The sequence below is a fragment of the Streptomyces sp. Ru71 genome (assembly GCF_002920535.1).
GTDB lineage: Bacteria > Actinomycetota > Actinomycetes > Streptomycetales > Streptomycetaceae > Streptomyces.
This window is the reverse complement of sequence record NZ_PQSS01000023.1, coordinates 47929-70635: the sequence shown is the minus strand read 5'-3', so window position 1 is coordinate 70635 and position 22707 is coordinate 47929. Positions and strand designations below refer to the sequence as shown.

Annotated in this window: 14 protein-coding genes; 4 read left to right on the top strand and 10 right to left on the bottom strand. The window is 71.8% G+C overall.

Features of this window, described 5'->3' with window-relative positions; all coding sequences use genetic code 11:
• On the bottom strand, nt 1-672 hold the full coding sequence (locus C3489_RS16480; protein WP_103782583.1) for a succinate dehydrogenase: 672 nt from the start codon (nt 670-672) through the stop codon (nt 1-3).
• A gap of 119 nt (nt 673-791) precedes the next feature.
• Between C3489_RS16480 and C3489_RS16475 the strand changes: the two genes are divergently transcribed.
• Complete coding sequence (locus tag C3489_RS16475; RefSeq protein ID WP_103782582.1) at nt 792-1676, top strand: LysR family transcriptional regulator; 885 nt, start codon at nt 792-794, stop codon at nt 1674-1676.
• A 108-nt stretch (nt 1677-1784) separates the two neighbouring features.
• Here C3489_RS16475 and C3489_RS16470 read toward each other — a convergent pair whose 3' ends face one another.
• The 4 genes from C3489_RS16470 to C3489_RS16455 all read right to left on the bottom strand — a co-directional run bounded on the left by C3489_RS16470 (nt 1785) and on the right by C3489_RS16455 (nt 6665).
• A complete protein-coding gene (locus C3489_RS16470; protein ID WP_258054716.1) occupies nt 1785-2480 on the bottom strand; it encodes an N-acyl homoserine lactonase family protein in 696 nt (231 codons plus the stop codon).
• Nucleotides 2481-2485: 5 nt separating this feature from the next.
• Complete coding sequence (locus tag C3489_RS16465; protein WP_103782580.1) at nt 2486-4621, bottom strand: bifunctional diguanylate cyclase/phosphodiesterase; 2136 nt, start codon at nt 4619-4621, stop codon at nt 2486-2488.
• Nucleotides 4618-5430 (bottom strand): SAM-dependent methyltransferase, encoded by an 813-nt coding sequence (locus tag C3489_RS16460; RefSeq protein WP_103782579.1) that lies wholly within the window; start codon nt 5428-5430, stop codon nt 4618-4620. The genes C3489_RS16465 and C3489_RS16460 overlap by 4 nt, the downstream gene beginning before the upstream one ends.
• A 284-nt stretch (nt 5431-5714) precedes the next feature.
• Nucleotides 5715-6665, bottom strand: coding sequence for an SCO0930 family lipoprotein (locus tag C3489_RS16455; protein WP_103782578.1), 951 nt, complete (start codon nt 6663-6665; stop codon nt 5715-5717).
• Between the two features lie 876 nt (nt 6666-7541).
• Between C3489_RS16455 and C3489_RS16445 the strand changes: the two genes are divergently transcribed.
• The gene (locus tag C3489_RS16445) at nt 7542-8306 is read left to right on the top strand and encodes a DUF4239 domain-containing protein (protein WP_103782577.1); all 765 of its coding nucleotides are present in this window, start codon (nt 7542-7544) and stop codon (nt 8304-8306) included.
• A 225-nt stretch (nt 8307-8531) separates the two neighbouring features.
• Nucleotides 8532-9074, top strand: coding sequence for a hypothetical protein (locus C3489_RS16440; RefSeq protein ID WP_103782576.1), 543 nt, complete (start codon nt 8532-8534; stop codon nt 9072-9074).
• A 170-nt stretch (nt 9075-9244) separates the two neighbouring features.
• On the opposite strand, the gene C3489_RS16435 is transcribed toward C3489_RS16440, so the two are convergent.
• The gene (locus C3489_RS16435) at nt 9245-9742 is read right to left on the bottom strand and encodes a hypothetical protein (RefSeq protein WP_181139697.1); all 498 of its coding nucleotides are present in this window, start codon (nt 9740-9742) and stop codon (nt 9245-9247) included.
• Between the two features lie 334 nt (nt 9743-10076).
• Between C3489_RS16435 and C3489_RS16430 the strand changes: the two genes are divergently transcribed.
• Nucleotides 10077-10748: a class F sortase gene (locus C3489_RS16430; protein WP_103782574.1), complete on the top strand. Its 672-nt coding sequence runs from the start codon at nt 10077-10079 to the stop codon at nt 10746-10748.
• 55 nt (nt 10749-10803) lie between these two features.
• Here the strand turns inward: C3489_RS16430 and C3489_RS16425 are convergent, their stop codons facing one another.
• The 4 genes from C3489_RS16425 to lysX form a co-directional block, all read right to left on the bottom strand.
• Nucleotides 10804-11298 carry a hypothetical protein gene (locus C3489_RS16425; RefSeq protein ID WP_146075324.1) on the bottom strand — a complete coding sequence of 165 codons (495 nt, stop codon included), beginning with the start codon at nt 11296-11298 and terminating at the stop codon, nt 10804-10806.
• A 35-nt stretch (nt 11299-11333) separates the two neighbouring features.
• The gene (locus C3489_RS16420; protein WP_181139696.1) at nt 11334-17600 is read right to left on the bottom strand and encodes a DNRLRE domain-containing protein; all 6267 of its coding nucleotides are present in this window, start codon (nt 17598-17600) and stop codon (nt 11334-11336) included.
• Between the two features lie 798 nt (nt 17601-18398).
• Nucleotides 18399-19235 carry a polysaccharide deacetylase family protein gene (locus C3489_RS16410; RefSeq protein ID WP_103782571.1) on the bottom strand — a complete coding sequence of 279 codons (837 nt, stop codon included), beginning with the start codon at nt 19233-19235 and terminating at the stop codon, nt 18399-18401.
• 114 nt (nt 19236-19349) lie between these two features.
• Complete coding sequence (gene lysX / locus C3489_RS16405; protein ID WP_103782570.1) at nt 19350-22631, bottom strand: bifunctional lysylphosphatidylglycerol synthetase/lysine--tRNA ligase LysX; 3282 nt, start codon at nt 22629-22631, stop codon at nt 19350-19352.
• Between the last annotated feature and the right edge of the window lie 76 nt (nt 22632-22707).

The window sequence follows — 22707 nt, the reverse complement described above, 5'->3', positions numbered from 1 at the left end:
TCAGCTCACCACTCCGGTCATGACGCCCACGGGAACGGCGACGAAGCCGGCCGTGAGCAGCAGCGCGAGGACGTTGGCGACGGTCTTCAGGGCCCGGTCGCGGGTGCGGCTGCCGACGCCGAGGGTCTGGGCGGCGCTGAAGAAGCCGTGCCGGATGTGCAGGCCGAGGGCGAGCATCGCGACGATGTAGACGACGTTGCCGTACCAGGTGGAGAAGGTGTCCACCACGTTCTGGTACGGGTGGCCCTCCTGGAAGCCGCCGGAGTGCACGGTGCCGGTGGTCAGGTCGAGGACGTGCCAGACGATGAACAGGCCGAGGATGATCCCGCCCCAGCGCATGGTGCGCGTGGCGTAGCTCGCCCGGGGCCTGGCGTGCACGTACTTGCTGGGCCGGGCCCTGATGTCGCGGCGGCTGAGCTGGTACGCGGACACGGCGTGCGCGACGACCGCGACGATCAGGACGACGCGGATCAGCCACAGCGTCCACTCGTAGTGCATGAAGGGTTCGCCGACGGTGCGCAGCCAGTGCCCGTAGTGGTTGAACTCCCCGGCCCCGAAGAAGATCTTCAGGTTGCCGATCACATGGGCGACCAGGTACAGCAGCATGATCACGCCGCTGACGGCCATGACCGTCTTCTTGCCGACGGTGGAGTCCCACACGGTGCGTGCCATGGACGGCCGTCGGTCCGTCCGCGTTGCCAGAGCCATGCCACAGACGCTAGGGGCCGGGATACCGATCGGTCCAAGACATGGTGCGGCTTGATTCGATAGGGAACGCCTATGCTGGCGGGGTGCAGTTCCAGCAGCTCCAGTACTTCGTCGCGGTCGCCGAGACCCGCCACTTCACCCGGGCCGCCGAGCTGGTGCACGTCGCCCAGCCGTCGCTGTCGCAGCAGATCAAGGCGCTGGAGAGGGAGCTCGGGGCGGATCTGTTCCAGCGGGCCCGCGGCAACATCACGCTGACCGACGCCGGCGAGGCGCTGCTGCCGCTGGCCCGGCGCATTCTCGCCGACGCCGACACCGCCCGGCACGAGGTGCAGGAGCTGGCGCAGCTGCGGCGCGGCCGGGTGCGGCTCGGCGCGACCCCCAGCCTGTGCACGGGCCTGCTGCCGGACGTGCTGCGCGCCTTCCACGACCGCTATCCCGGCATCCAGCTGCTCATCGAGGAGGGCGGCTCCCACGACCTGGTGCGGCAGCTGGCCCGCGGCGCGCTCGACCTGGCGCTGGTGGTGCTGCCGCTGCCGACGCCGTCCCCGGCGCTGACCACGGTGGAGCTGCTGCGCGAGGACCTGGTCGTGGTGTCCTCGCCGGAGGCGCCGAAGCCCGGCGGGGGACGGCGTACGGTACGGATCGCCGACCTGGAGGGCGAGCGGCTGGTGATGTTCCGGCACGGCTACGACCTGCGGGAGCTGACCGTCGCGGCGTGCCGCTCCGCGGGGTTCGAGCCGGATTTCGCCGTGGAGGGCGGTGAGATGGACGCGGTGCTGGGGTTCGTGCGGGCGGGGCTGGGGGTGGCCGTCGTCCCTCGGATGGTGGCGGCCCGCTCCGGCCGTGGCCTGCGGGTCACCGCGCTGGCCCGGCCGGGGTTGCATCGGACGATCGCGCTGGCCCACCGCAGCGATGTCGCTCCGCCTCGGGCCGCTCGGGAGTTGCAGCGGATGCTGCTTGAGCGGTGATGTGTGGGTTTGTACCCGTTCGCGCCGTTTTGGGCGAGCGCTGTCCGGGGGCCGCGGGTTGTCGGTGGCTGGTCGCGCAGTTCCCCGCGCCCCTTTCAGGCGCGCGCGTCAGGGGGCTCGGGGTGGCTCCCAGACCGAGAGGTCGTGGGCGAAGAGGACCCGGCGGGGGTCGAAGGCCGCGAGGCGGTCCAGCCAGGGGCGGTACGGGGGCAGGGGCGGTTCCACGCCGTCCCGGGCCGCCTCGCGGGCCAGGTGGTCCGAGGCGTACTCGGAGGCGAAGTCGTGGGCCTGGCCGGCGAGCACCACCGTGCCGTCGCCGCGGCGCACCACCAGGGACTGGTGGCCCTCGGTGTGCCCGGGCGTCGGGACGATCCACACCCCGGGGCGGATCTCCGCCTCGCCCGCCAGTTCCTCGTACCTCACGCCCGGGAAGTCGACCAGCTCCTCGAAGGTGTAGTCGCCCGCGCGGGCCGTGGCCAGCTCCACGTCCTGGACGACCACGGGCGTGCCGGCGAAGAGCGGGTTGCCGCCGCAGTGGTCGAAGTGGAGGTGGCAGTTGACGACGAGGGAGATGTCCCGCGGGGTCAGGCCGGCCGCCGCCAGGGCCTCGCGCAGGCCTCGGCGGCGGGGGCGGTAGTGGGCCTCGGTCTCAGGGCTCGCCGCCCCGATCCCGGTGTCGAACAGGATCGGTCCCCGCTCGTCGCGCACCAGATACGCCAGGACCGGCTCCACGCGCGGCAGGCCGGTGCCGGTCTCCGACGCCGGGCGCACGAAGTAGCCCAGGTCCAAACGCCGCACGTCCACAGACCTCACCCCGTCGCGTCCGCCATGGCCAGTTCGTGCAGCCGCTCCGGTGGGCCCGGGCGGGCGTAGTACCAGCCCTGCGCGGTGTCGCAGCCCAGTATCCGCAGCTGCTCGGCCTGCGCGCCGGTCTCCACGCCCTCGACGGTGACCGCGAGGTCGAGGCTGTGCGCGAGCGAGACGATGCCCTCGACGATCTTCAGGTCGACGGGGTCCGCCGGGAACTGCTGCATGCCCTGGGTGAAGGAGCGGTCCAGCTTCAGGACGCTGACCGGCAGCCGGCGCAGGTTCGCCAGGTTCGAGTAGCCCGTGCCGAAGTCGTCCAGGGCGATGTCCACGCCCATCTCGGCCAGCCGGCGCAGCGGCTTGAGCAGGTCGTCGTCGGCGCCGATCAGGGCCGACTCGGTGACCTCCAGGCACAGCGCGTCGGGTTCCACGCCGGCCCGCTCCAGGATGTCCACGGTGTCCTGGACCAGCCCGGGGTGGGTGAGCTGGCAGGGCGAGAGGTTGACGTTGATGCGCAGCGCGCCCTCGGCCGCGTTGCGTTCGCGCCACTCGCGGGCCTGGCGCACCGCCTGGTCCAGCACCCAGCGGCCCAGCGGCACGATCAGCCCGGTGTGCTCGGCGAGCGGGATGAACCGGTCGGGGCCGAGCACCCCGTGCTGCGGGTGCAGCCAGCGCACCAGCGCCTCCGCGCCGCGCACGCTGCCGTCGCCGAGGTGCACCAGCGGCTGGTACTCGATGAAGAACTCGCCGCGTTCCAGGGCGGCGGGAAGCGCGGTGGTGAGCCCGTGCCGGGTGATGGCGCGGGCGTCGGCCTCCGGGTCGGCCAGCTCGAAGCGGTTGCCGCCGGCCGATTTGGCCCGGTACATGGTGATGTCGGCGCTGCGCAGCACCTCCGCCGCGCTGCGCTCCCCGGCGGCGCCCTCGACGATGCCGATGCTGCCGCGCACGGTCAGCTCCCGGCCGTCGATGCGCACGGGCGCGAGCAGGGCGTTCATGATGCGGGCGGCCAGCTCGTCGACCTCGCGGCGGCTGTCGGGGCCGGTGGTCAGCGCCACGAACTCGTCGCCGCCGAGCCGGGCCACCATCTCGCCGGGCGCGGTCGCGCAGGACTGCAGCCGGTCGGCGACCTCGACGAGCAGCCGGTCGCCGGCCGCGTGGCCGAGGCTGTCGTTGATCGTCTTGAAGCCGTCCAGGTCGAGGTAGCACAGGCCGAAGCGGGCGTGCTCGCCCTTGCCGAGGACCTTCTCCAGCCGCTCGAAGAACAGCGTGCGGTTGGGCAGTCCGGTCAGCGCGTCGTGCGTGGCCTCGTAGCGCAGCCGCAGGTTGAGCAGGCGGCGCTCGGTGGTGTCCTCCATCAGCGCCAGCTGGTACTGCGGCTCGCCGTCGGCGTCGCGCAGCAGGGAGACCGTCAGGTTGGTCCACAGGACCGTTCCGTCGGGACGGTAGAAGGCCTTCTCCACGTGGTAGTGCTCGCGGTCGCCGCGCACCAGCTCGTCGTACAGCCGCCACACCTGCGGGGCGTCCTCGGCGTGCGTCCACTCCTTGACGTTGCGGCCGCGCACCGCCTGCTCACTGCCGCCGAACATGCGCACCAGGGCGCCGTTGACCTGCAGTATGTTGCCGTCGAGGTCGGCGATGCCGATCCCTATGGCGGCGCCCTCGAACACCGCGCGGAAGCGGGCCTCGCTGGCGTGCAGCGCCTGCGCCACCACGCCCTGGGCCTTGAGCGCCGCCTGCGCGATGGCCTCCTGCTCGGTCAGCGTGCGCTCGCGCAGGGCCTGCGCGTAGCCGGCGGCCATGGCGTGCTGCAGCCGGGAGCAGCGGGTGCGCAGTTCCTCCGGGTCGCCGTCGCCGCCGCAGTAGAGCACCAGATAGGCGTCGACGCAGTCCAGGGTGCGGCTGAGGGCGTCGGGGTCGGTGCAGTGCGCGGCGACCAGCGCGCCGCCGATCGACCGGCCCTCCTCCGCGTCGAACGCGGGCGCCGCCAGCGCCCGGCTCAGCCGCCGGGCCAGCGGCAGCAGTTGCTCCTCGAACTCCGGCCGGGTCGCCGACGTCGAGGTCACCGGGAACACGGCCCGGGTCCAGATCGTCGCGAACCGGCGCAGTCTGTCCTCCGGGCCGTCCGGTTCCGCGGTCACGCCGTACGCCCCACGCCGGCGAAACCGGAGAAGCCGTACGGGTCCTCGTCCTCCGGTGCCGTCTCGGGCCGCCACACCGGCATCGGCACCAGTCCCGGTTCCACCATCTCGTACCCCTCGAAGAACCGCGCGATCTCGTCGCGCGAGCGCATGACCAACGGGTTGCGAATGTCCTTGTACACGTCCACCGCACCCTCTGCCCGCCCGGGAGGCAGCGGGATTCCCTCGTACGAGGCATGCGTGAGCACCAGCAGGCTGCCGGGCGCGAGCGCGTCGCGCAGTTCGGCCACCGCCGCGTACGGGTCGTCCTCGTCCTCCACGAAGTGCAGTATGGCAACGAGCAGCAGCGCGACCGGCCGGTTCAGGTCGATCAGCCGCTCCACCTGCGGGCTGCGGAGGATCTCCTGGGGCTTGCGCAGGTCGGCGGCGACGACGTCGGCGTCGTCGTTGCCGTCGAGGACCGCCTGGCTGTGCGCGACGGCCACCGGGTCGTGGTCGACGTAGACGACGTGTGCGCCGGGGCGGGCGGCCTGGGCGACCTCGTGGACGTTGCCGAAGGTGGGGATGCCGGAGCCGATGTCGAGGAACTGCGTGATGCCCTCGTCGACGGCGAAGCGCACGGCCCGGCGCATGAACGCGCGGTTCGCCTGCATGATCTTGGGCATGCCCGGCAGGAACTCCATGGCCCTGCGGGCGGCCTCCCGGTCCACCTCGAAGTTGTGCGAACCGCCCAGGTAGTAGTCGTAGATGCGCGAGACGCTCGGCACCGAGATGTCGATGCTTCGGGGAGCCCAAGCGGGACGCTCCATCCATCTCTCCAAGGCGTAGGCGATCCGGTGTTCGAGCAGAGGCTACTGATCGTCGGGTCAAGTAGCGAGCAGAACCGGAAATTGACCGTCCGTTCCCGGTCACTGCCTGCGGCACGTGCCCGCTCGGCGCCGCGCCACGGTACTACCGCGCCCGGCGGGACCCTGGGCAGGGTACCGGGGGCCGCGCACAGCGGTCCGCCCCCTCCGTGCGGTGCGGAGGGGGCGGACCGGGGCCGTGCGTGCCGCCCGGGGGAGGGCGGTCACCCCTGGGGAGGTGTGAACCGTTACTTCTTCGGCACGCCGACCGGCTTTCCGTCGGGTGCGACGGCGTACCAGGTGCCGCCGACGCCCTGACCGTTGATGTCCCCGGGCGCCTTGTCACCGGAGAACGTGTAGACGGGCCAGCAGTTGACGGTCTGCTGCTTGGCCCCGTCGGGGCGGGTGAAGCTCATCAGGCCCTTCTTCTTCACGCCCTTGGTGTCGTCGGCGGCGACGGGCTCGACGACCGGCCACTTCTCCAGGCAGGCGCCGGTGCAGGCGGAGACCGGCTTGGGCCAGGCCTGGTCCTTCAGGAAGCGGTAGACCGTCATGCCGTTGCGGTCGACGACGATGTCGCCGAGGTTGGGGTCCTTGCGGACGGACAGACCGGGCAGATCGGCGAGTTTCGCCTTCTTTCCGTCGGGGGCGAGCGCGAACCACTTGCCCTTGACGCCCTGCCCCTTGACCTCGCCCGCCGCGGTGTCCTTGGCGTAGCGGTAGGCCGGCCAGCCGCCGATGGTGAGCTGCTTGGTGCCGTCGGCGCGGGTGACCTCGCCGAGCTCGGACGGCTCGATGCCGGCACCGGCGGTGACGTCGTCCGCGGGTACGGGCGGCCACGCCTTGGCGCAGTCGCCGTCGCAGGTCGACTTGGACGGCTCGGCCGTGTCCTCGTCGAAGCGGTACAGCGTGCGTCCGGAGCCGTCGGTGAGCACCTTGCCCAGTTCGGCGTTGTCGGTGACGGCGAGCTTGCCCGCGGGCGCCGGCCGCGCCTGCGCCGCCGCGCTCTGGTCGGTGGTGGACCCGTTGCCGATGCCGTACCCGCCGCCGGTGCTGCCGTAGCCGCCGACCGGAGCCGTGGCACCGACGTTCTGGCTGGCCGCCTTGGCTGAGCCGTCACCTTGACCGCACGCCGTCGTCAGCGCCAGGACGGCCACGGCACCCGCCGCGAGCGAGGCGCTCCGCCAGGAGGTCTTCATCGTCAACTCCCCACGTTCACAAGACTGTTGCAGCGCCCTGCTGGGCCGCCGCACGGCCTTGGGTACGCACGAGGGGTGCGGGTGTGTTCAACGGCGGAGCGGAATTCTTTGCGGAACGAGTTATTCCGCAGCCCGTACGCGCGTGCGCCTGGCCGTACGTACGAGCGTCAGCGCCGCGAGGCGCCACGCCGCCCGCTGTCCCTCCTTCGGAGCAATCGGCCGCCGGCCGGGCATGGCGGGGGCCGGCGGACCTCATGATCTCCGTCGTGCATGGACCCGAACCGACCCGATCCGCCGCCGGCGCACGGGTGCTGGCCGCGGTGGCCCTGACCTGGCTGCTCGTCGGCACGCCGGCCGGGACGGCGGCGGCCGACGCCTGCGCCTACGCCTCGACCGGACCGGACGGGGTGACGGCGGTGGCGGTGGCCGGCAGTCCCGACTGGCCCGTCCTGCCGGGGTGCTCACCGACTCCGACCCCCACCCCGACTCCCACGCCCAGCCCGACGCCACCGCCGCCACCCCCGCCGCCGGTCCCCGAACCGCCGCCGCCCCCGCCGAGGCCCGGCGCCCCCACCGCCGCCGAAGCCGCGGCCCACGCCACCGGCCCCGAAACCGCCGGCACCCAGGCCCGCGCCCGTGCGCCCGGCACCGGCTCCTCCGCCGCCCCCCAGCCCGACCCCGAAGCCGAGCCCGACGCCCCCGCCGGCTCCGCGGCCGTCGGCGACCCCGGTCAGCTATCCGCGCTACCACGCGGCGCCGCCCCGGCGGCAGCCTCAGCACCGCGTCTCGCCGGTCACCTATGTCCTGCTCATCACCGCGCCCGCGATCGTGGCCGTCGCCGCGCTCCGTCCGCGCTGAGCCCTGGAGGTATCTCCCTTGCCGGAATGGCTTGTTCTCATCCTCGCGATGCTGGCCGCCTGTGTCGTCGTGGTCGTCATCACGCTCGTCCGTCACAAGAGGGCGGCCGACGACGAGGACACCAGTGAGACCCCAGACGTCATCGAGTACATGACCATGTGGATCGGCGTGGTCTACGCCATCGTTCTGGGCCTGGCCATCGCGGGCGTGTGGGAGGCCCGCAGCGCCGCCCAGGACCATGTGCAGGCGGAGGCACAGGCGCTGCACGAGATCGACCAGCGGGTCCGGGTCTACCCCGTGGACGTCCGTGACCGGATCCGGGCGGATGTCAACGCCTATGTCGGACACGTCGTCACCAAGGAGTGGAAGGCGATGGAGGAGCACGGGGAGACGACCGGACGCGGCGACCGGCTGCTCCAGCAGGTCCGCCACGACCTCACCGACTACCAGCCGCGCAACGACTTCGAGGCCCAGGCCTACCAGCCGCTGCTCGACCAGGTCACCGCGGCCGACGAGGCGCGCACCGCCCGGGCGAACGCCACCTCGCCGACGATGCCGGGTGTGGTGTGGTTCGGGCTGATCACGGGGGCCATGGTGACGATCGGCATGGTCTTCGCGCTGCAGATCCGCCGCACCCCGCGGGAACTGGTCCTCGCGGGCCTCTTCTCCGCCCTGATCGCCTTCCTGCTGTTCCTGATCTGGGACTTCGACGCCCCGTACAGCCGGGACACGGCCGCGTCGATGGAACCGCTGCTGAACCTCTTCCCGCACGCCCGGGGCTGAGGGCCGGCCGGGAGTCCCCGTTCACCCCAGGGACGGGGACGCCGCGCCGCCGGTGTCCCCCGGACGGGGTCATGCCGTCACCCGGGCGGCCCACACGGTTGACCCGTTCGCGCTACTGCGATCGCGCAGGCGTACCCCCGTTCCTAGCGTTTCGGTTCGACGAGGCGCATGTGTGTGCATGCGGGGCAGATCCCCGCGGCTGCTCCTCGGGACCGGAGGCACTCCATGCGCGCGATACGCGTCGCTTCTGCCGCACTGCTGGGCCTGGGCGCCCTCGCCCTGACCGCGCCGGCCGCCGTCGCCAAGAGCGACGCCGCCGGCATCACCCCGTTCGGCTTCGCCGTCGTGCCCTCGACGGTCGCCGCCGGTGGGCAGGTCGCCCTCCAGGTCGACCGCGACCACGGGGGCTGCCGGGGCTCGGTCACCGTCTCCTCGGGTGTGTTCGACACGGTCACCATCGCGCCGCGCCGGTCGTCGGCCACGGCCACGGTCGACTGGGACGCCCGTCCGGGCGCGGTCTACCAGGTGACGTTCACCTGCGACGGGGTGAGCGGGTCGACGGGGCTGACCATCTCCGGGGGGCGGCCGACGCCGGAGCCGTTGGGGCCGACCGTGCCGCGCGGGGTGCACGCCGGTGAGGGCGGCAGCGCCGGCGGGTTCGACGCCGGGGAGATCGGGCTGGGGGTGGCACTGATCGCGGGTGCGGCCGGTACGGCGTACTTCTTCGCCCGGCGTCGAGGTGACGTGGGCGGCGTGAACGGCGGCTGACACCGGAAGCCGGAACCGCGGCTGACACCCGCGGCGTGAACGGCCGCTGGCACCGGCAGCCGGAACGGCAGCCGGAACGGGCCGCGCCCCGGTACCCGGCGGGGTCCGGGGCGAGGCCCTGGCGGCGTGCGCGGTGCGAGCGGGCGGCGGGACGGACGGCGGAACGGCGCTCAGATGTGCTTCTCGGAACGGCGCCGCAGCCAGAACACCCCGCCGCCGATGACGGCCGCGGCCACGAGCCCGCCGCCGATGGCCATGTCGGTGGGCGTGGCGCCGCTGGAGCTGCTGCCGCCCAGGCCGCCGCGGACGCCGCCGATGACGCTGAAGGCGGCCGGGTTGGTCAGGGTCCTGCCGTTGCAGTTGACCGTGATGGGGTGCGAGCCGGGGCGTGCCTCCCGGTCGATCGTCGCGGTGCCCCTGGCCGTCCGGTTGGCGCCGTTGATCGGCGTCAGCGGTGTGGGCCGGAACGCGTCCGAGGTCGCCGTGCCGCCGGACGGGCAGCCGTCGACGGTGATGGTGAGCTGCCCGCCGCGGGCGATGACGCTGGGCAGGGCGACGATGTTGCTCGGGTTGATGTTCATGCCGTCCCGCGCGGCGGCCGTGGGGGCGGCGAGGCCGAGTGCGGCGACCGCGGCGGCCGTGGCCGCCAGGGCACGAGAGTTGCGCATGTGATCCTCCGCGGAAGACACCCCGGGACCCGTCCCCGGTCGATCGGCGAGAAAGCGTCTCCCGGAAAAACCCTCGGATGCCGCGCACGCCGCCGCATTTCGGGGATGGTCCGTACCGGTGAGACGGCACACCGCCCGACATGCGCGCGGCCGGATATCGCCGCAGGTCACGGACCGTCAGAAAGTCACCTCCGCGCGGCGCCACGGATGGCGCACACAAGGAAAGCACGCCACCCGTTCGCTGCGGCCTCCTCGCCGCTCGCGCCCACCGCACTTAGCGTTTCTTCCATGCGCACCGTGACGCGGCGACGGCCGTGTCGAAAGGGGATGGCGAATGTCTGCGTCCGAGCTGTCCGAACTGGCCGAGGAGGAGGAGCGGCGCAGGAAGCGCGCCCCCTGGGGCGTGATAGCGCTGGTTCTGCTCACCGGTCTCGCGCTCATTCGCAACGGTTCCGGGGAGTTCGACGTGGGCCCGCCCCAGCCGGCGTCGGCGGCGGCCGCGGACAGCCGCAGCGCCCAGGGGGGCCTCGCCCGGGCGCCGGAGCCGCTGGCCTTCTCGATGGCCGACCGGGTGCGCATCCCGGCGATCTCGGTCGACGCGCCGGTGACGCCGGTCGGTCTGGACGCGGACGGCTGGGTCGACGCACCGCCCCCGGAGGACCCGAATCTGGCCGGCTGGTTCACCGGGGCCGTCTCGCCCGGGGAAAAGGGGACGGCGGTCATCGTCGGCCATGTCGACAACAAACAGGGCCCGGCCGTGTTCTACGGGCTGGGCGCGCTGAAAAAGGGAAACCGCGTCGAGGTGCACCGCCAGGACGGAAAGACGGCGGTGTTCGAGATCTACGGCGTCGAGGTGTTCGCCAAAAGCGACTTCCCCGGCGACCGCGTGTACGCGTCCAAGGGAGCCGCGGAACTGCGGGTCATCACCTGCGGGGGCGGTTTTTCCAAGAAGAACGGCTACGACGGCAATGTCGTGGTCTTCGCCCGCCTGGCCGAGGTCCGCTGAGCGGCACCCGGCCGGCGGGCGAAGGCTCTTGCCCCAGGCGCTTTCGTGCGCCGCGTCAGGTGGCGAAGACGGCGAGGGCCCACACCGGAACGAAGGCCAGCGCCAGCCACACCACGGCGGGAGTCTCCACGAAACGGTTCACCACCCGCGCGCGCCGCGCCCCGGCGTGCTGCCGCTTGACCGCCGTGCCCGCCGCTGTGGCGACCACGAGCCGACTGGCGAAGAATCCCGAGCACAGACAGAGCCACGGGACGCCGAGGGCGTCGGCGACGGTGAGCCACCATCCCGAGGGGACGACGAGGTGTGCCGCCGTCAGCACGGCCCCTGACACGATGGCCAGGACGAACCACAACCATGCGGTGAACTGGTAGAACTCCTCAAGAGTCCCCCAGGCCTGCATCGTCGTGGTGGACATCCTTCCGGACTTGGCGGCGATCCGGGTTCGCGCCAGGGACACGTCACCGAGCACCGGCGGGGCGCCTTCCGCACCGAACCGGGCGGCGAGCCGGTCGATCAGACCGGCGGCCAGCCGGTCGGCTGCGGGAGCCATGCGACCCAGGCGCCCGGTGACGTGTCCTGCGGTCACTAGTGGTGCTTCTTCCTCTTGTGCTTCTTCTTGTGCTTCTTCTTCTTGTGGTGGTGCTTCTTACTGGCCTTGTAGTCGCTGTACTCGCCGTACAGGCCATAGACAAGGCTGCCGTTGCCGTACCACTTGTCTATCTTGTCGGCTCGGTGCACGACCTTGCGGTGGTGACGCTTGTGCTTCTTCGCCGCCTTCGAGCGTGCGCGTTTGTGTTTCCGCGCCGGTCCTCTCTTGTTCCCCTTGCCCTTGACGCCCTTGGGGTTCTTGGCGATGCGGCGCGACTTCATCAGCTTGCCGCCCCACTTCGCTGCTTTCGCCCCACCGTAGAAGGCACTGCCGGCGATGTCTATCCACCCCGACCGGTCCCCGTGGGTCACCTTGTAGATGCCACGGGCTCCGCCGATGACGGCCGCCCCTGCCGCACAGGGGCCACAGCCGAAGGCTCCGGCGATGGACAGTCCCGTCCCGACCCGGTCGAAGAACTTGCCCCAGCCGAACCTGCCGTCGAGGTCGAAGCAGTTGACGGGATCCGCGGAGCAGTACTCGTACGCGTTGGCGTTGCCGCCGGCGACCGGGTCGATGGAGAGGAAGCGGCCGAGGGTGGGGTCGTACAGGCGGACACCCATGAGGATGATGCCGGTGAGCGTCTCGGCCGACCGCTGCTCGGCGCCGAGCCATCCGTAGCGTGTCCTCGCCTGCCCGTCGCGCGGGATGCCGTACTCGTCGGAGTCCAGCACCGTCGGGCTCTGGCTCGTGTCGAGGGGCAACTGCACGCGGACGTCGCCGTGCAGGTCGGTGAGCTGGAGCACGATGTCACCGGTGGCGCTGGTGATCGCGGCCAGGTCGTTGTCCAGGTCTTCGACGTCGCGGGTGATGGAGTGGGTGACGGCGTCTTCGAGAGTCCAGGTGGGCTCGTCTCCGTCGTCGCCGTAGTGGTTGGTCTTCGACCCGGTCCGGGTCCAGCTGCCGTCGGCGTTCTGGGACTCCACCGTCCAGGCGCCGAGGCGTCCGGCGGCGTCCAGGTTCCAGGTCTGGCGCTGTCCGTCGGCGGTCTGCTGCCGCACCAGGTCGTTGGTGTAGTACGCCAGGCTGGAGCCGCCCGCCTGCGTGGTCGTCCGGCCGAAGGCGTCGTAGGTCACGCCTGCCGCGATGAGGCGATCGGCGCTGTCGTAGGCGGTCGTCGTCGTGGTGGCTCCGGCACTGGTGCACGGCGTACCGGGAGCCGCTGTGGAGGTGTCGAGTCCGGTCCGGTTGGTGTTGTTGTCGAAGGTGTAGGAGTGCCGGGTGCAGGTGTTGTCCGGCGCGGTGTTGTCGGCGCGGACGAGCCTGCCGAGGCTGTCATAGCCGAACTGCTGATCGGTCGTCGCACCGGCCGTGCTGACCTGGTGCACGGTCTGGCCGTGGACGGACTCCTCGGCGCCGTCCGCGAGCACGACGCTGCCGTCCGAGTCCCGGGTGTAGGTCCGGGAGGTGTCGGAGCCCGTCTCGTCCTCGGTGACGGAGAGGGTGATGCCGCCCGGCAGATGCTCGGTGGCGATTTCGCCGTCCTCGTCGTAGCCGGCGCTGAAGGTGCCGGCCACCGAGTCGGTGAGCGAGGTCGGCAGACCGCGCGGTTCCTTCGTGGTGTCGTAGCTGTAGGTGGTGGTGGAGGGGGCCGAGTCGGAGGTCTTCACCGGCCTGCCGAGAGCGTCGTACTCGGTCGTGGTGGTGTTGCCCTGGCCGTCGTCGTACGAGATCTGCCGGCCCAGCTTGTCCTGGACGTAGGTGAGGGTCTGTCCTGCCGAAGTGACCGTCGCCACCTCGCCCGTGTCCGGGTCGTAGGTGGTGGTGGTCGGCGGGACTGGCGTGCCGATTCCGCCGGTCGTCTCGACCGCCGTCACACGGCCGGCGGCGTCCCTCGTGTTGACCGTCGTACGGGTGACACCGTTGGCGGTCACCGTGACGGTCGCCGGGTCGCCCCAGCGGTCGTACTCGGTGGTCGCGGACGGCAGGGAGGCAGGGTTGCTTCCACCCCCGGTGATGGCTCCGGCCGGGCCCACGGAACAGGTCAGGTCGGCCCATTCGGGGCGGCCCGAGCACGGTCCGGTTCCCGTCGCGGTCCAGTACGAGGTGAGCGTGGTGCCCGCGTCCGCTCCGTTCGACATGGGAGCGGTGACCTTCTTGATGCGGCCTTCCGCGTCATAGGCCATGGTCTTGACGATGTTCTTCCCACCCGGGTCGTCGATCGTCTTCACGGGGAGACCCGTCGCCCAGTCGTACTCCATCTTGGACGTCCGCACGTCCGCGTCGGAGGGAAACCCGCTCAGCCGCGCCCCGACCTTCACGGTCGTGGGCAGGTCGGAGACCGCGGCATCCGCCGGACGGCCCTCGTCGAAGCTGGTCACGGTGTGCTCGCGCACCGGAGCCGGCGTCCCGGCCGGCACGGCGATCGATCCGTCGGCCGCTCGGACGTCGGCGGTCACGACGGCCATGTGGAGGGGCTCAAGGGACTCCAGTTCACGCTGCCCGTCCGCGCTGTACACCGTGACCGTGGCGAGCTGCTGGGCCCGGTCCGCGGTGGCCAGGCCCCCGATGCCGAGCTGGTTCAGCCGGGTCAGCGCACTGCCCGAGGAGGCCAGCGCCAAGGACCTGTTGGCCGCGGTGAGTTCCCGCACCTCGTTGCCGTACCGGTCGTACTCGGTGGCGTCGATGTGGCCACCCGGGTCGGCGCTGTTGACCTCGCGTCCGGAGGCGTCCGCATAGGTGATCGAGGCCCGGGCATAGCCGGTCGCCGGGACGGCGGTGCCGTCGTGCGAGGCGGGAACGGAGTCGGCCGGGAAGACGGCGGTGGCATCGGTGGGAGCGTCGACCTGGCCCCACTTGGCCACATCCGTCGCGCCCATCTGGTACGGAGCCCCGGATCCGGCGAGCGGCACGTCGTAGACGATCGTGGCGCTGGCCGTGCCGCCATCGGTCTCCGTGGCGGAACCCTGCTTCAGGGTCGGCCGGGAGACGGACAGCAGCATGCCGTCGCCGGCGGTGGCGGCGTTCCCCGCCTTGCCGTAGCTGAACGTCCACGGCAGCTCTCCGGGCGGAGTGAGCGTGGTGACCCGGCCCGCGCTGTCGTAGCCATAGCTCGTCTTCAGCGCCGGAGTGATCCGCGGGTCCCAGGTCTCCCTGAGCCGGCCCTCGCTGTCGTAGGAGTACTGGGCGACGGCCACCGCGGTCGCCGCGGAGGCTCCCGGATCGGTGGCCCACACGCGGACCTGCTTCACCTGGTTGGCGAAGTCGCCCAGGGTGGTGGCGGTGGCCGTGGTGGAGGTGGCGTACACGTACTCCAGGACCCGGCAGCCCTTGGTGACCGGTGCCGTCTCGCAGGTCGTGCTCGCGACGGCGGAGGTCGGGGCGATCATGTACTTGGGCCGGGCGAGCAGCTTGCCGCCGACCGTCACCTGCTCGTACTTGATCCTCGTCGTCGAGTCACCGGTGGGCAGCGCCGTGCTGACCACCTGCCACGTCGTCGCCGACGGGTCGATCTTGGCGAACGTGGCAGTGGTGCCCTCGGTGTCCTTGAGGGTGAACGATCCGCTCAGTGATCCGGTGAGCGTCAGGTCCTCGGCGCCCGGCTCGGGCTTCCAGCCGCCGGACGCGGTGGCGGTGAAGCCGGTCTGGTCACCGTCGATGTCCACCACGGCGACCGAGCTGGAGGAGATCTTGCGCAGATACGCCCAGTCGCTGTCGGAGACGTCCGCGGTGCTCGCGTTGGTCCACTGGGGACCGAAGATCGCCGCCTGCCCCTCCTGCGCGCTGCCGTTCGTCGGGCGACGGGAGGAGGCGGTGCGGGAGACCGACAGCTCGAACTCCGACGCGTCGTCCTCCGCCAGCGTGTAGTCACCGGTGAGGAGATTCACCTCGCCGGGCCCGACGTCCTCGGAGGGCGCGGTTCCGGCACTGCGGTCGACCAGGACGGTGTTCGTCTGGGAGTGCCCCGTGACCGTGCCGGCGGTGAACGTGGCCCGCACGTCCACGGGTCCGTCCTCGCTGAGCGAGGTGGTGATGTTCCACGTCAGATCGGGCGGAAAGCCGTTGCTGACCGGTACCGGCCAGGTCACAGCGGACCCGTCCGAGGCCTTGGTGACGTCGCTCTGCGGCACGGTGTGCCAGGTGTCGGTCTCGCCCCGCCGGTACTCGTAGGTGACCCCCGTGTAGGAGGACTTGGACTGCGCCGACAGGCGGAGCCGGCGAGCGGTGTTGGCCCCGGACTCCGGGGCGATCAGTGCGGCGCCGTCCGCTCCGACGGCGAAGCTGTAGACGGTCGTCGTGGTGGAGACGTTGCCACCCGAGTCGACGGTCTTGGCGTACAGCGTGTGCTTGCCCTCGTCGGGATCGATCGTGACGCTGAGGGCGTCACCGCCGGTGCCGTCGGTGGAGTCCTCCACGAGCTTCGGGGTGTTCGGGTCGTCCAGACCCCAGGAGAAGCCCCTGCCGTCGGTGGAGGAGGTGTCGAAGGTGCACTTGGCCCCGCCCGAGGCCTTCGCCGACCACGCGTCCTTCGCGTAGGCGTCACAGGTGACGGTCGGTGCCGCCGGAGCGGCCGTGTTCAGGACGAAAGGCTGGTAGCCCGACCAGGCTCCGTACGCTCTGCCGTTGTACCCGCGCACGCGGAACCTGAGATGCGAGCCGGCCGGGAAGGCGTTGGCCGAGGGCACCGGGAGCGAGGCCGTCTCGCCGGAGGTCACCGATGCCGAGGTGCCGGTCCAGGTGTACGAACCGGCGTCGTTGTAGGCCGGGTCGGGGGTCACCTCGAACTGCCCCTGCACCTCCGCGCCGCCCGGGTCCCCCACCTGCGCCGAGAGAGTCGGGGTCAGGGAGGTGACGTACCGCTTGCCGTTGTAGGCGTTGACCGACGACGGCGCGACGGCCTGCGCCGAGGCCCACGGGAGGCTGTTGTAGGTCACCGAGAGGTAGGGCGTGTTCGAGGCCGCGTTGCCGGAGTTGAAACGCTTCCAGCCGTACGCATCGGTCTCGTCCGACGCGCGGATGCCCAGGGTGTTCGAGGTCGTCGTGCCATCGGCCCACTTCTGCGCCAGCGCGGTCACGTCCGCGGAGACCCAGCCGGCCGCGCAGGAGGACGAGTATCCCTTGGTCTGCGTGGAGGTGGCCCACTTCTTGTTCCAGGCGGGCTGAGCGGTCCATCGCGTCGCGGTGGTGGCCTTCCCGGTCTCCCACACGTCCCACGATCTCGCCGCGCACGACCACGAATGCGTCTCGTACAGCTTCAGGGAAGCGGAGTCGATCTTCGCTCCGGTGATCGCGGAGGTGTTGAACTCCAGGAACGAACGGGCCACCTGCGAGGAACCGTTGTTGCCGAGCTTCAGCTCGGTACTGGTCGACTCGTCGACTCCGTAGCCCTGCTGGACGAAGGTGTCGAAGGTGCTGGAGAGGTCGACCGCCGGGTCGACCGTGACCGGGAACCTGGTCCCCGGATCGTCCAGGAAGCTCCGATCGGGTATCAGGGACAGGTCGATGGAGCTCCCGTGCTGGGAGACCTGGGTGGCGACCTTCGCCCGGTGCGGATGCTCTCCCGTACGGGCGTTCACTGCCGCGTCCCACATCACGGGTGCCGGCAGTGTCCCCGCGCTCCTGCCCGACTTGGCGTCGGTGAAGACGACCGAGCCGTCGGGCCGGGCGGATGCTTTCAGGCCCTTGGCCCGCAGGGTCAGGGTCACCCGGCCGGAGGCGTCCACGGCGGCCCGGTTCTTCAGCACCAGGAACTGCTCGAACCCGGTGCGGGTCGCCTCCACGACCAGGTCACCGCCGGTCAGCACGTCCCGGTAGGTCGCGCGGGTGCCGTCCAGGGACGGTGAGGGCAGTACACCCCGCCACGACATGGCCAGTTGCCGGTCACCACGTCCCAGCGTCACCAGCGACGACTCCGGGGCCTGCACGTCCCCCGGCTTGGCGTGGGACGACTTCAGCCGCGCCGCCACGGAGGCGGGAGACCGTCCGCCCAGTTCCAGGCCCAGTGGATGCGCCCGGGCCGCGGGCGTGCCGTCCGCCCCGAGGACCAGCGTGGGATCGACGCCCACCCAGGCACCGTTCTGCTTGAAGCGCACGGGCCCCGACGCCACGTCGGTGGTGAGGGTGCCGTCAGGGTTCACCCAGGTCGTCGACGACTCCGTCCGTGCCGACTCGACCTCGACCCGTCGATGCCGCAACCGCGCCGTCAGACGCGCCGACGCCAGGTCGGCCGCGGACGCCGGGGTCTGGGTCTGGGTCTTCGTGCCCACGGACGTCTCTTCCGGCAGAACCTGTGCCCCGGCGACGCCCTCCCCGGCGACGCCCAGGCACTCCGCGGCCATGAACAATGCCACGGCCCCCGCTATTCGGCGCACAGCGCGCCGACGTTTCCGTCTTGTCAGCAATCTCTCCAACTTTCCTTGCCGAATGGGTACAGGAAATGACCTGTTCCGGGGATGCCAACAGCCGGATCAGGGTCAGAGGTGAAAGGGAATCAACGCATGGGAAACGGCCGGAAGAGTGCGCGCGATGAAGGAGGCCTTGAGGGCATGTGCGTTCTGATGTGAACGTCACCGGGGGCGTGAATCCGACGCCGACAACCGCGTAGACACAACGCCACCCCTCACGAGATTCCGAGTTGAGCACTCAGCCTGTTTCTCCGGTGGGCCACCTTAACCCCGGCCGACCCCAATCCACCATGGACTTCGGTCAGTTATCCGGCCGAGCTGCTCGGAGGTATGGCAGGGCGCGAGGGCACAATAGACATGTGGAGCAACTCACACCATTACAGGAGGGCATATTGCAAGGGGAGTTGAGGCATAACAAATACAGCGGGCAGGACGGATGGACTCCGCCCTGCCCGCTGATCCGGGCGAGACCGCCTAGGCCCTGGCGTTTGGATCAGGCCGGCTGTGAGAAACGGCGCCTCTCGGCCGGCCCGAGCGGGGTCTGGTGCATGCAGCTGCAAGGCGGAGGAGGGCGACAACGCGGTGGGGGTGCCCCCTGCTCGCAGAGCTCGGGGGAGCGTGCCAGGCCCCGCGACGCCGGGATGATCCAAACGACAGGGCCTACGCGTACGGCCGGCTCGGCACGGTGAGGTGGTAGCCGGAGTCCAGCAGTTGCGGCAGGTAGCTGCGCAGCGCGCGCACGCTCTGGGAGCGGTCGCCGCCGGCGTCGTGCGAGAGCACCACGACACCGGGGCCGGCGCCGTCCTCGACGGCGCGGACGATGGCCCTGGTGCCGGGGGTGGTCCAGTCCTCGGTGTCGACCGTCCAGGCCAGCGGCTCCATCCCCATCGCGGCGCCCAGTTGGAAGGCGGCGCGGTTCCAGGCGCCGTACGGGGCGCGGAACCAGCGCGGGCGCTCGCCGTAGGTGTCCTCGATGATGTCGCTGGTGCGCTCCATCTCGTCGCGGATCTCCGCCCGGTCGAGCTGGGTGAGCAGCGGGTGGGTCCAGGTGTGGTTGCCGACGACATGGCCCTCGTCGGCCATGCGCGCCAGCAGGTCCCTGTTGTACGAGGCCATCTCGCCGCACACGAAGAAGGTGGCCCGCACGTCGTACTCGCGCAGGGTGTCGAGGATGTCCGGGGTGTAGCGCGGGTCGGGTCCGTCGTCGAAGGTCAGGTACATGGTGCGGCCGCGTGCGGGCATGCTGAGCAGCGGTTCGCTCCGCACGGGCGTGCGCGGCGGCAGGGCGCGCGGCGGCTCGTCTCCGGTCAGGGGCTGCAGCCGGTAGGCGGACGGCTTGCGCGACGGCTGCACCGGGGCGCCGGCGGCGGGGGCGGCCGAGGGGGCCGGCTCGTCGGCGCCGCCCAGGGCGAACAGCCCGGCGGTGCCGGCCGCCCCCAGTGCGGCGGCGCCGGCGAGCAGCACCCGGCGCCGGGTGAGGAACTGATCCTTCTTCATGACCAATCAGTCGCCCGGCAGGCGGGCGGCGCACCACGGTGACACCGGAGCGGCGGCAGAAAAACACCCGCTCAGCGCAAGCAGCCGGGTGGGGGCCCGCAGCGGCCCCGGCCGTCAGCGGCGGCGGACCAGCGGGAAGGGAAGGGTCTCGCGGATGGTCAGACCGGTCAGGAACATCACCAGGCGGTCCACACCGATGCCGAGCCCGCCGGTGGGCGGCATGGCGTACTCCAGGGCGTCCAGGAAGTCCTCGTCGAGCTCCATGGCCTCCGGGTCGCCGCCCGCCGCCAGCAGGGACTGCTCGGTCAGCCGGCGGCGCTGCTCCACCGGGTCGGTCAGCTCGGAGTAGGCGGTGCCCAGCTCGGTGCCGAAGGCGACCAGGTCCCAGCGCTCGGCCAGGCGCGGGTCGGCGCGGTGCTGCCGGGTGAGCGGGGAGACGTCGGTCGGGAAGTCCTTGTAGAAGGTGGGCAGCTCGGTGCGCTCCTCCACCAGCCGCTCGTACATCTCCAGCACGACGTCGCCTCGGCCGTCGTCCTGGGTGTACGGCACGCCCGCGCGGTCGCACAGCCGGTGCAGCCGGGCCAGGTCGGTGCCGGCGTCGATCTCCTCGCCGAGCGCCTCCGAGATCGCGCCGTGGACGGTCTTGACCGGCCACCGGCCCGAGATGTCGTACTCGCGGCCGTCCTTGCGGGCGACGGGCGTTCCGAAGGCGGCCGTGGCCGCGCCCTGGATCAGCTCGCGGACCAGGTCGAGCATCACGTCGTAGTCGGCGAACGCCTGGTAGGCCTCCAGCATCGTGAACTCGGGGTTGTGCTTGTAGGAGACGCCCTCGTTGCGGAAGGTGCGGCCCAGTTCGAAGACCTTCTCCAGGCCGCCCACGCACAGCCGCTTCAGATACAGCTCGGGCGCGATGCGCAGGTACAGGTCGAGGTCGTAGGCGTTGATGTGGGTGGTGAAGGGGCGGGCGTTGGCGCCGCCGTGGATCTGCTGCAGCATCGGCGTCTCGACCTCCAGGTAGCCGCGCTCCAGCAGGCCCTGGCGCAGCGCCTGGACGGCGGTGGAGCGGGCGCGGACCACCTCGCGTGCGGCGGGGCTGGTGGCCAGGTCGAGGTAGCGCATGCGCACCCTGGTCTCCGGGTCGGCCAGGCCGCGGCGCTTGTCGGGCAGCGGGCGCAGGCACTTGCCGGTGAGCTGCCAGGCGGTGACGAAGACGGTCGGTTCGCCCTTGTCGCTGACGCCGGCCCGGCCGCTGGCGGTGATGTGGTCGCCGATGTCGGTGTCGGCGCGGAAGCGCCGCAGCGCGGCGCCGGTCCGCTCGCGGGTGAGGGCGAGCTGGTGGTCGCCGGACCAGTCGCGCAGGACGACGAAGACGATGCCGCCGAAGTCGCGCACCAGCATGATCCGCCCGGCGACGGTGACCTCCTCGCCGTCGCGGACCTCGGCGAGGGTGTGGGTGCGGGCCGGGACGCCGACCGGGTAGGGGTCGGTGCCCTCGGCGCGCAGCCGCTGAAGGGTGCGGTGCCGGACGCGGACCTGCTCGGGCAGGCCCGCGTCCGGGCCGCCGGCCCCGGTCTCGCCCCCTCCGTCGAGACCGAGTGCCGCCAGCGGCGGCAGGCCCTCGGTGGTGGCGGGCCGCCGCACCCCCCTCGGGTGCGCCTTGCCCCAGAGCTTGCGCAGCGACGGCACGGGGACGAAGCCCTCGGCGATGCCTGAGGCGAGGCCGATCCGGGCGAGGGCGGCGGCGTCGCCGTAGCACAGGAAGCGCGGGTACCACTCGGGGTGGTACTTGGCGTTGGAGCGGTACAGGGCCTCCAGCTGCCACCAGCGGGAGAAGAACAGCAGCAGGCGGCGCCACAGCCGCAGGACGGGTCCGGCGCCGATGCGGGCGCCCTCCTCGAAGACCGAGCGGAAGACGGCGAAGTTCAGCGAGATGCGGCGCACGCCCAGCTTGGGGGCGGCGGCGCACAGCTCGGCGACCATGAACTCCATGACGCCGTTGGGGGCGGTGTCGCGGTCGCGGCGCATCAGGTCCAGGGAGATGCCGTCGCGGCCCCAGGGCACGAAGGAGAGCAGGGCGATCAGCCGGCCGTCCTCGCCGAACGCCTCCACCAGCAGGCAGTCGCCGTCGGCGGGGTCGCCGAGGCGGTCCAGGGCCATGGAGAAGCCGCGTTCGGTCTCGGTGTCGCGCCAGGCGTCGGCCTTGCCGACGATCTCCTCCATCTCGGCTTCGGTGAGCGCTTCGTGGCGGCGGATGCGGCAGGTGGCGCCGGTGCGGCGGACCCGGTGCACGGCCTGCCGGGTGACCCGCATGTCGCGGCCGTCCAGGTCGAAGCAGGACACCTGCACGATGGCCTCGTCGCCGAGCTGGAGGGCGCCGAGGCCGGCGCGGGCGTAGGCGGTGGCGCCCTCCTCGGAGGCGCCCATCACCGCGGGCGCCCAGCCGTAGCGGCGGGCCACGTCGAGCCAGGCGGCGATGGCGTGCGGCCAGGCCTCGCGGTCGCCGACGGGGTCGCCGCTGGCCAGGCAGACGCCTGCTTCGACGCGGTAGGTGACGGCGGCCTTGCCGCTGGGCGAGAAGACGACGGCCTTGTCGCGCCGGGTGGCGAAGTAGCCGAGCGAGTCCTGGTCGCCGTAGCGGCCGAGCAGGGCGCGGATGCGTTCCTCCTCGTCGTCGTGGAGGGCGGCTTCCAGGCGCTGGGAGCGGAAGAGGGTGGCGGCGGCGTTCAGCAGGGCGAGCGCGCCGAACAGGCCGAGCAGGAAGAACAGGGCGCGGGGCGGGCGCCCGTCGAAGGAGCCGGCCGAGACCAGCCCGCCCAGGACCCGGTTGGCGGCCCAGGACAGCCGCTGGCCGTGCGGCAGTGTGCCGGGGAAGGCCTCGACCAGGCCCCAGCCGACGAGGATCGCCACGGCCAGCCCGGCCAGCAGGACGGCGAGGGCGCGGCGTACGGCGGCCTTGCGGGAGGCGGCGTAGAACTCGCGGCGGGCGACGACCAGCAGCGCCAGGGCGAGGGCGCACACCACCAGGGAGGGCACGGACTCGGCGTACAGGCCGACGGCGAGGCCCAGGACGTCGGTGAGGACCACCAGGCCCAGGTAGACGACGACCAGCCACCAGGCGATCCTTTTGCGGGCGGCGGTGGCGGCGGCCAGCAGGAACAGGAAGACGGCGTAGGCGAGGTTGGCGCTGATGGGGACCAGCAGGAGGTCCAGAAAGCGCACGACGGGGCGCAGCAGGCGCCGCAGGGGCGGTATGAGGGCCAGCAGCACGCACAGCAGGCCGAGGGCGCCGAAGAAGGTCGCGAAGCCCTCGGGCACCCGGCTGAGCAAGCGGCTCCCGGAGGGCCGTGCCGGCCCAGGGGTGTCCCGTCGGGCGGCGGCCTCCGCGGTGGCACTCATACCATCCGACTGTAGGAAGGCCGCGGCTCGTTCGCCCGTCGAGCGGTCCCCGGCCGGCTTGCGGAGCGGGCGGCTC

Excerpts from the sequence above, each read along its gene's own strand:
- C3489_RS16480 (WP_103782583.1), bottom strand. The coding sequence starts at position 672 with ATGGCACGCACCGTGTGGGACTCCACCGTCGGCAAGAAGACGGTCATG.
- C3489_RS16460 (WP_103782579.1), bottom strand. The coding sequence starts at position 5,430 with ATGGAGCGTCCCGCTTGGGCTCCCCGAAGCATCGACATCTCGGTGCCG.
- C3489_RS16455 (WP_103782578.1), bottom strand. The coding sequence starts at position 6,665 with ATGAAGACCTCCTGGCGGAGCGCCTCGCTCGCGGCGGGTGCCGTGGCC.
- C3489_RS16440 (WP_103782576.1), top strand. The coding sequence starts at position 8,532 with ATGCGCGCGATACGCGTCGCTTCTGCCGCACTGCTGGGCCTGGGCGCC.
- C3489_RS16435 (WP_181139697.1), bottom strand. The coding sequence starts at position 9,742 with ATGCGCAACTCTCGTGCCCTGGCGGCCACGGCCGCCGCGGTCGCCGCA.
- C3489_RS16430 (WP_103782574.1), top strand. The coding sequence starts at position 10,077 with ATGTCTGCGTCCGAGCTGTCCGAACTGGCCGAGGAGGAGGAGCGGCGC.
- C3489_RS16425 (WP_146075324.1), bottom strand. The coding sequence starts at position 11,298 with ATGGCTCCCGCAGCCGACCGGCTGGCCGCCGGTCTGATCGACCGGCTC.
- C3489_RS16410 (WP_103782571.1), bottom strand. The coding sequence starts at position 19,235 with ATGAAGAAGGATCAGTTCCTCACCCGGCGCCGGGTGCTGCTCGCCGGC.
- lysX (WP_103782570.1), bottom strand. The coding sequence starts at position 22,631 with ATGAGTGCCACCGCGGAGGCCGCCGCCCGACGGGACACCCCTGGGCCG.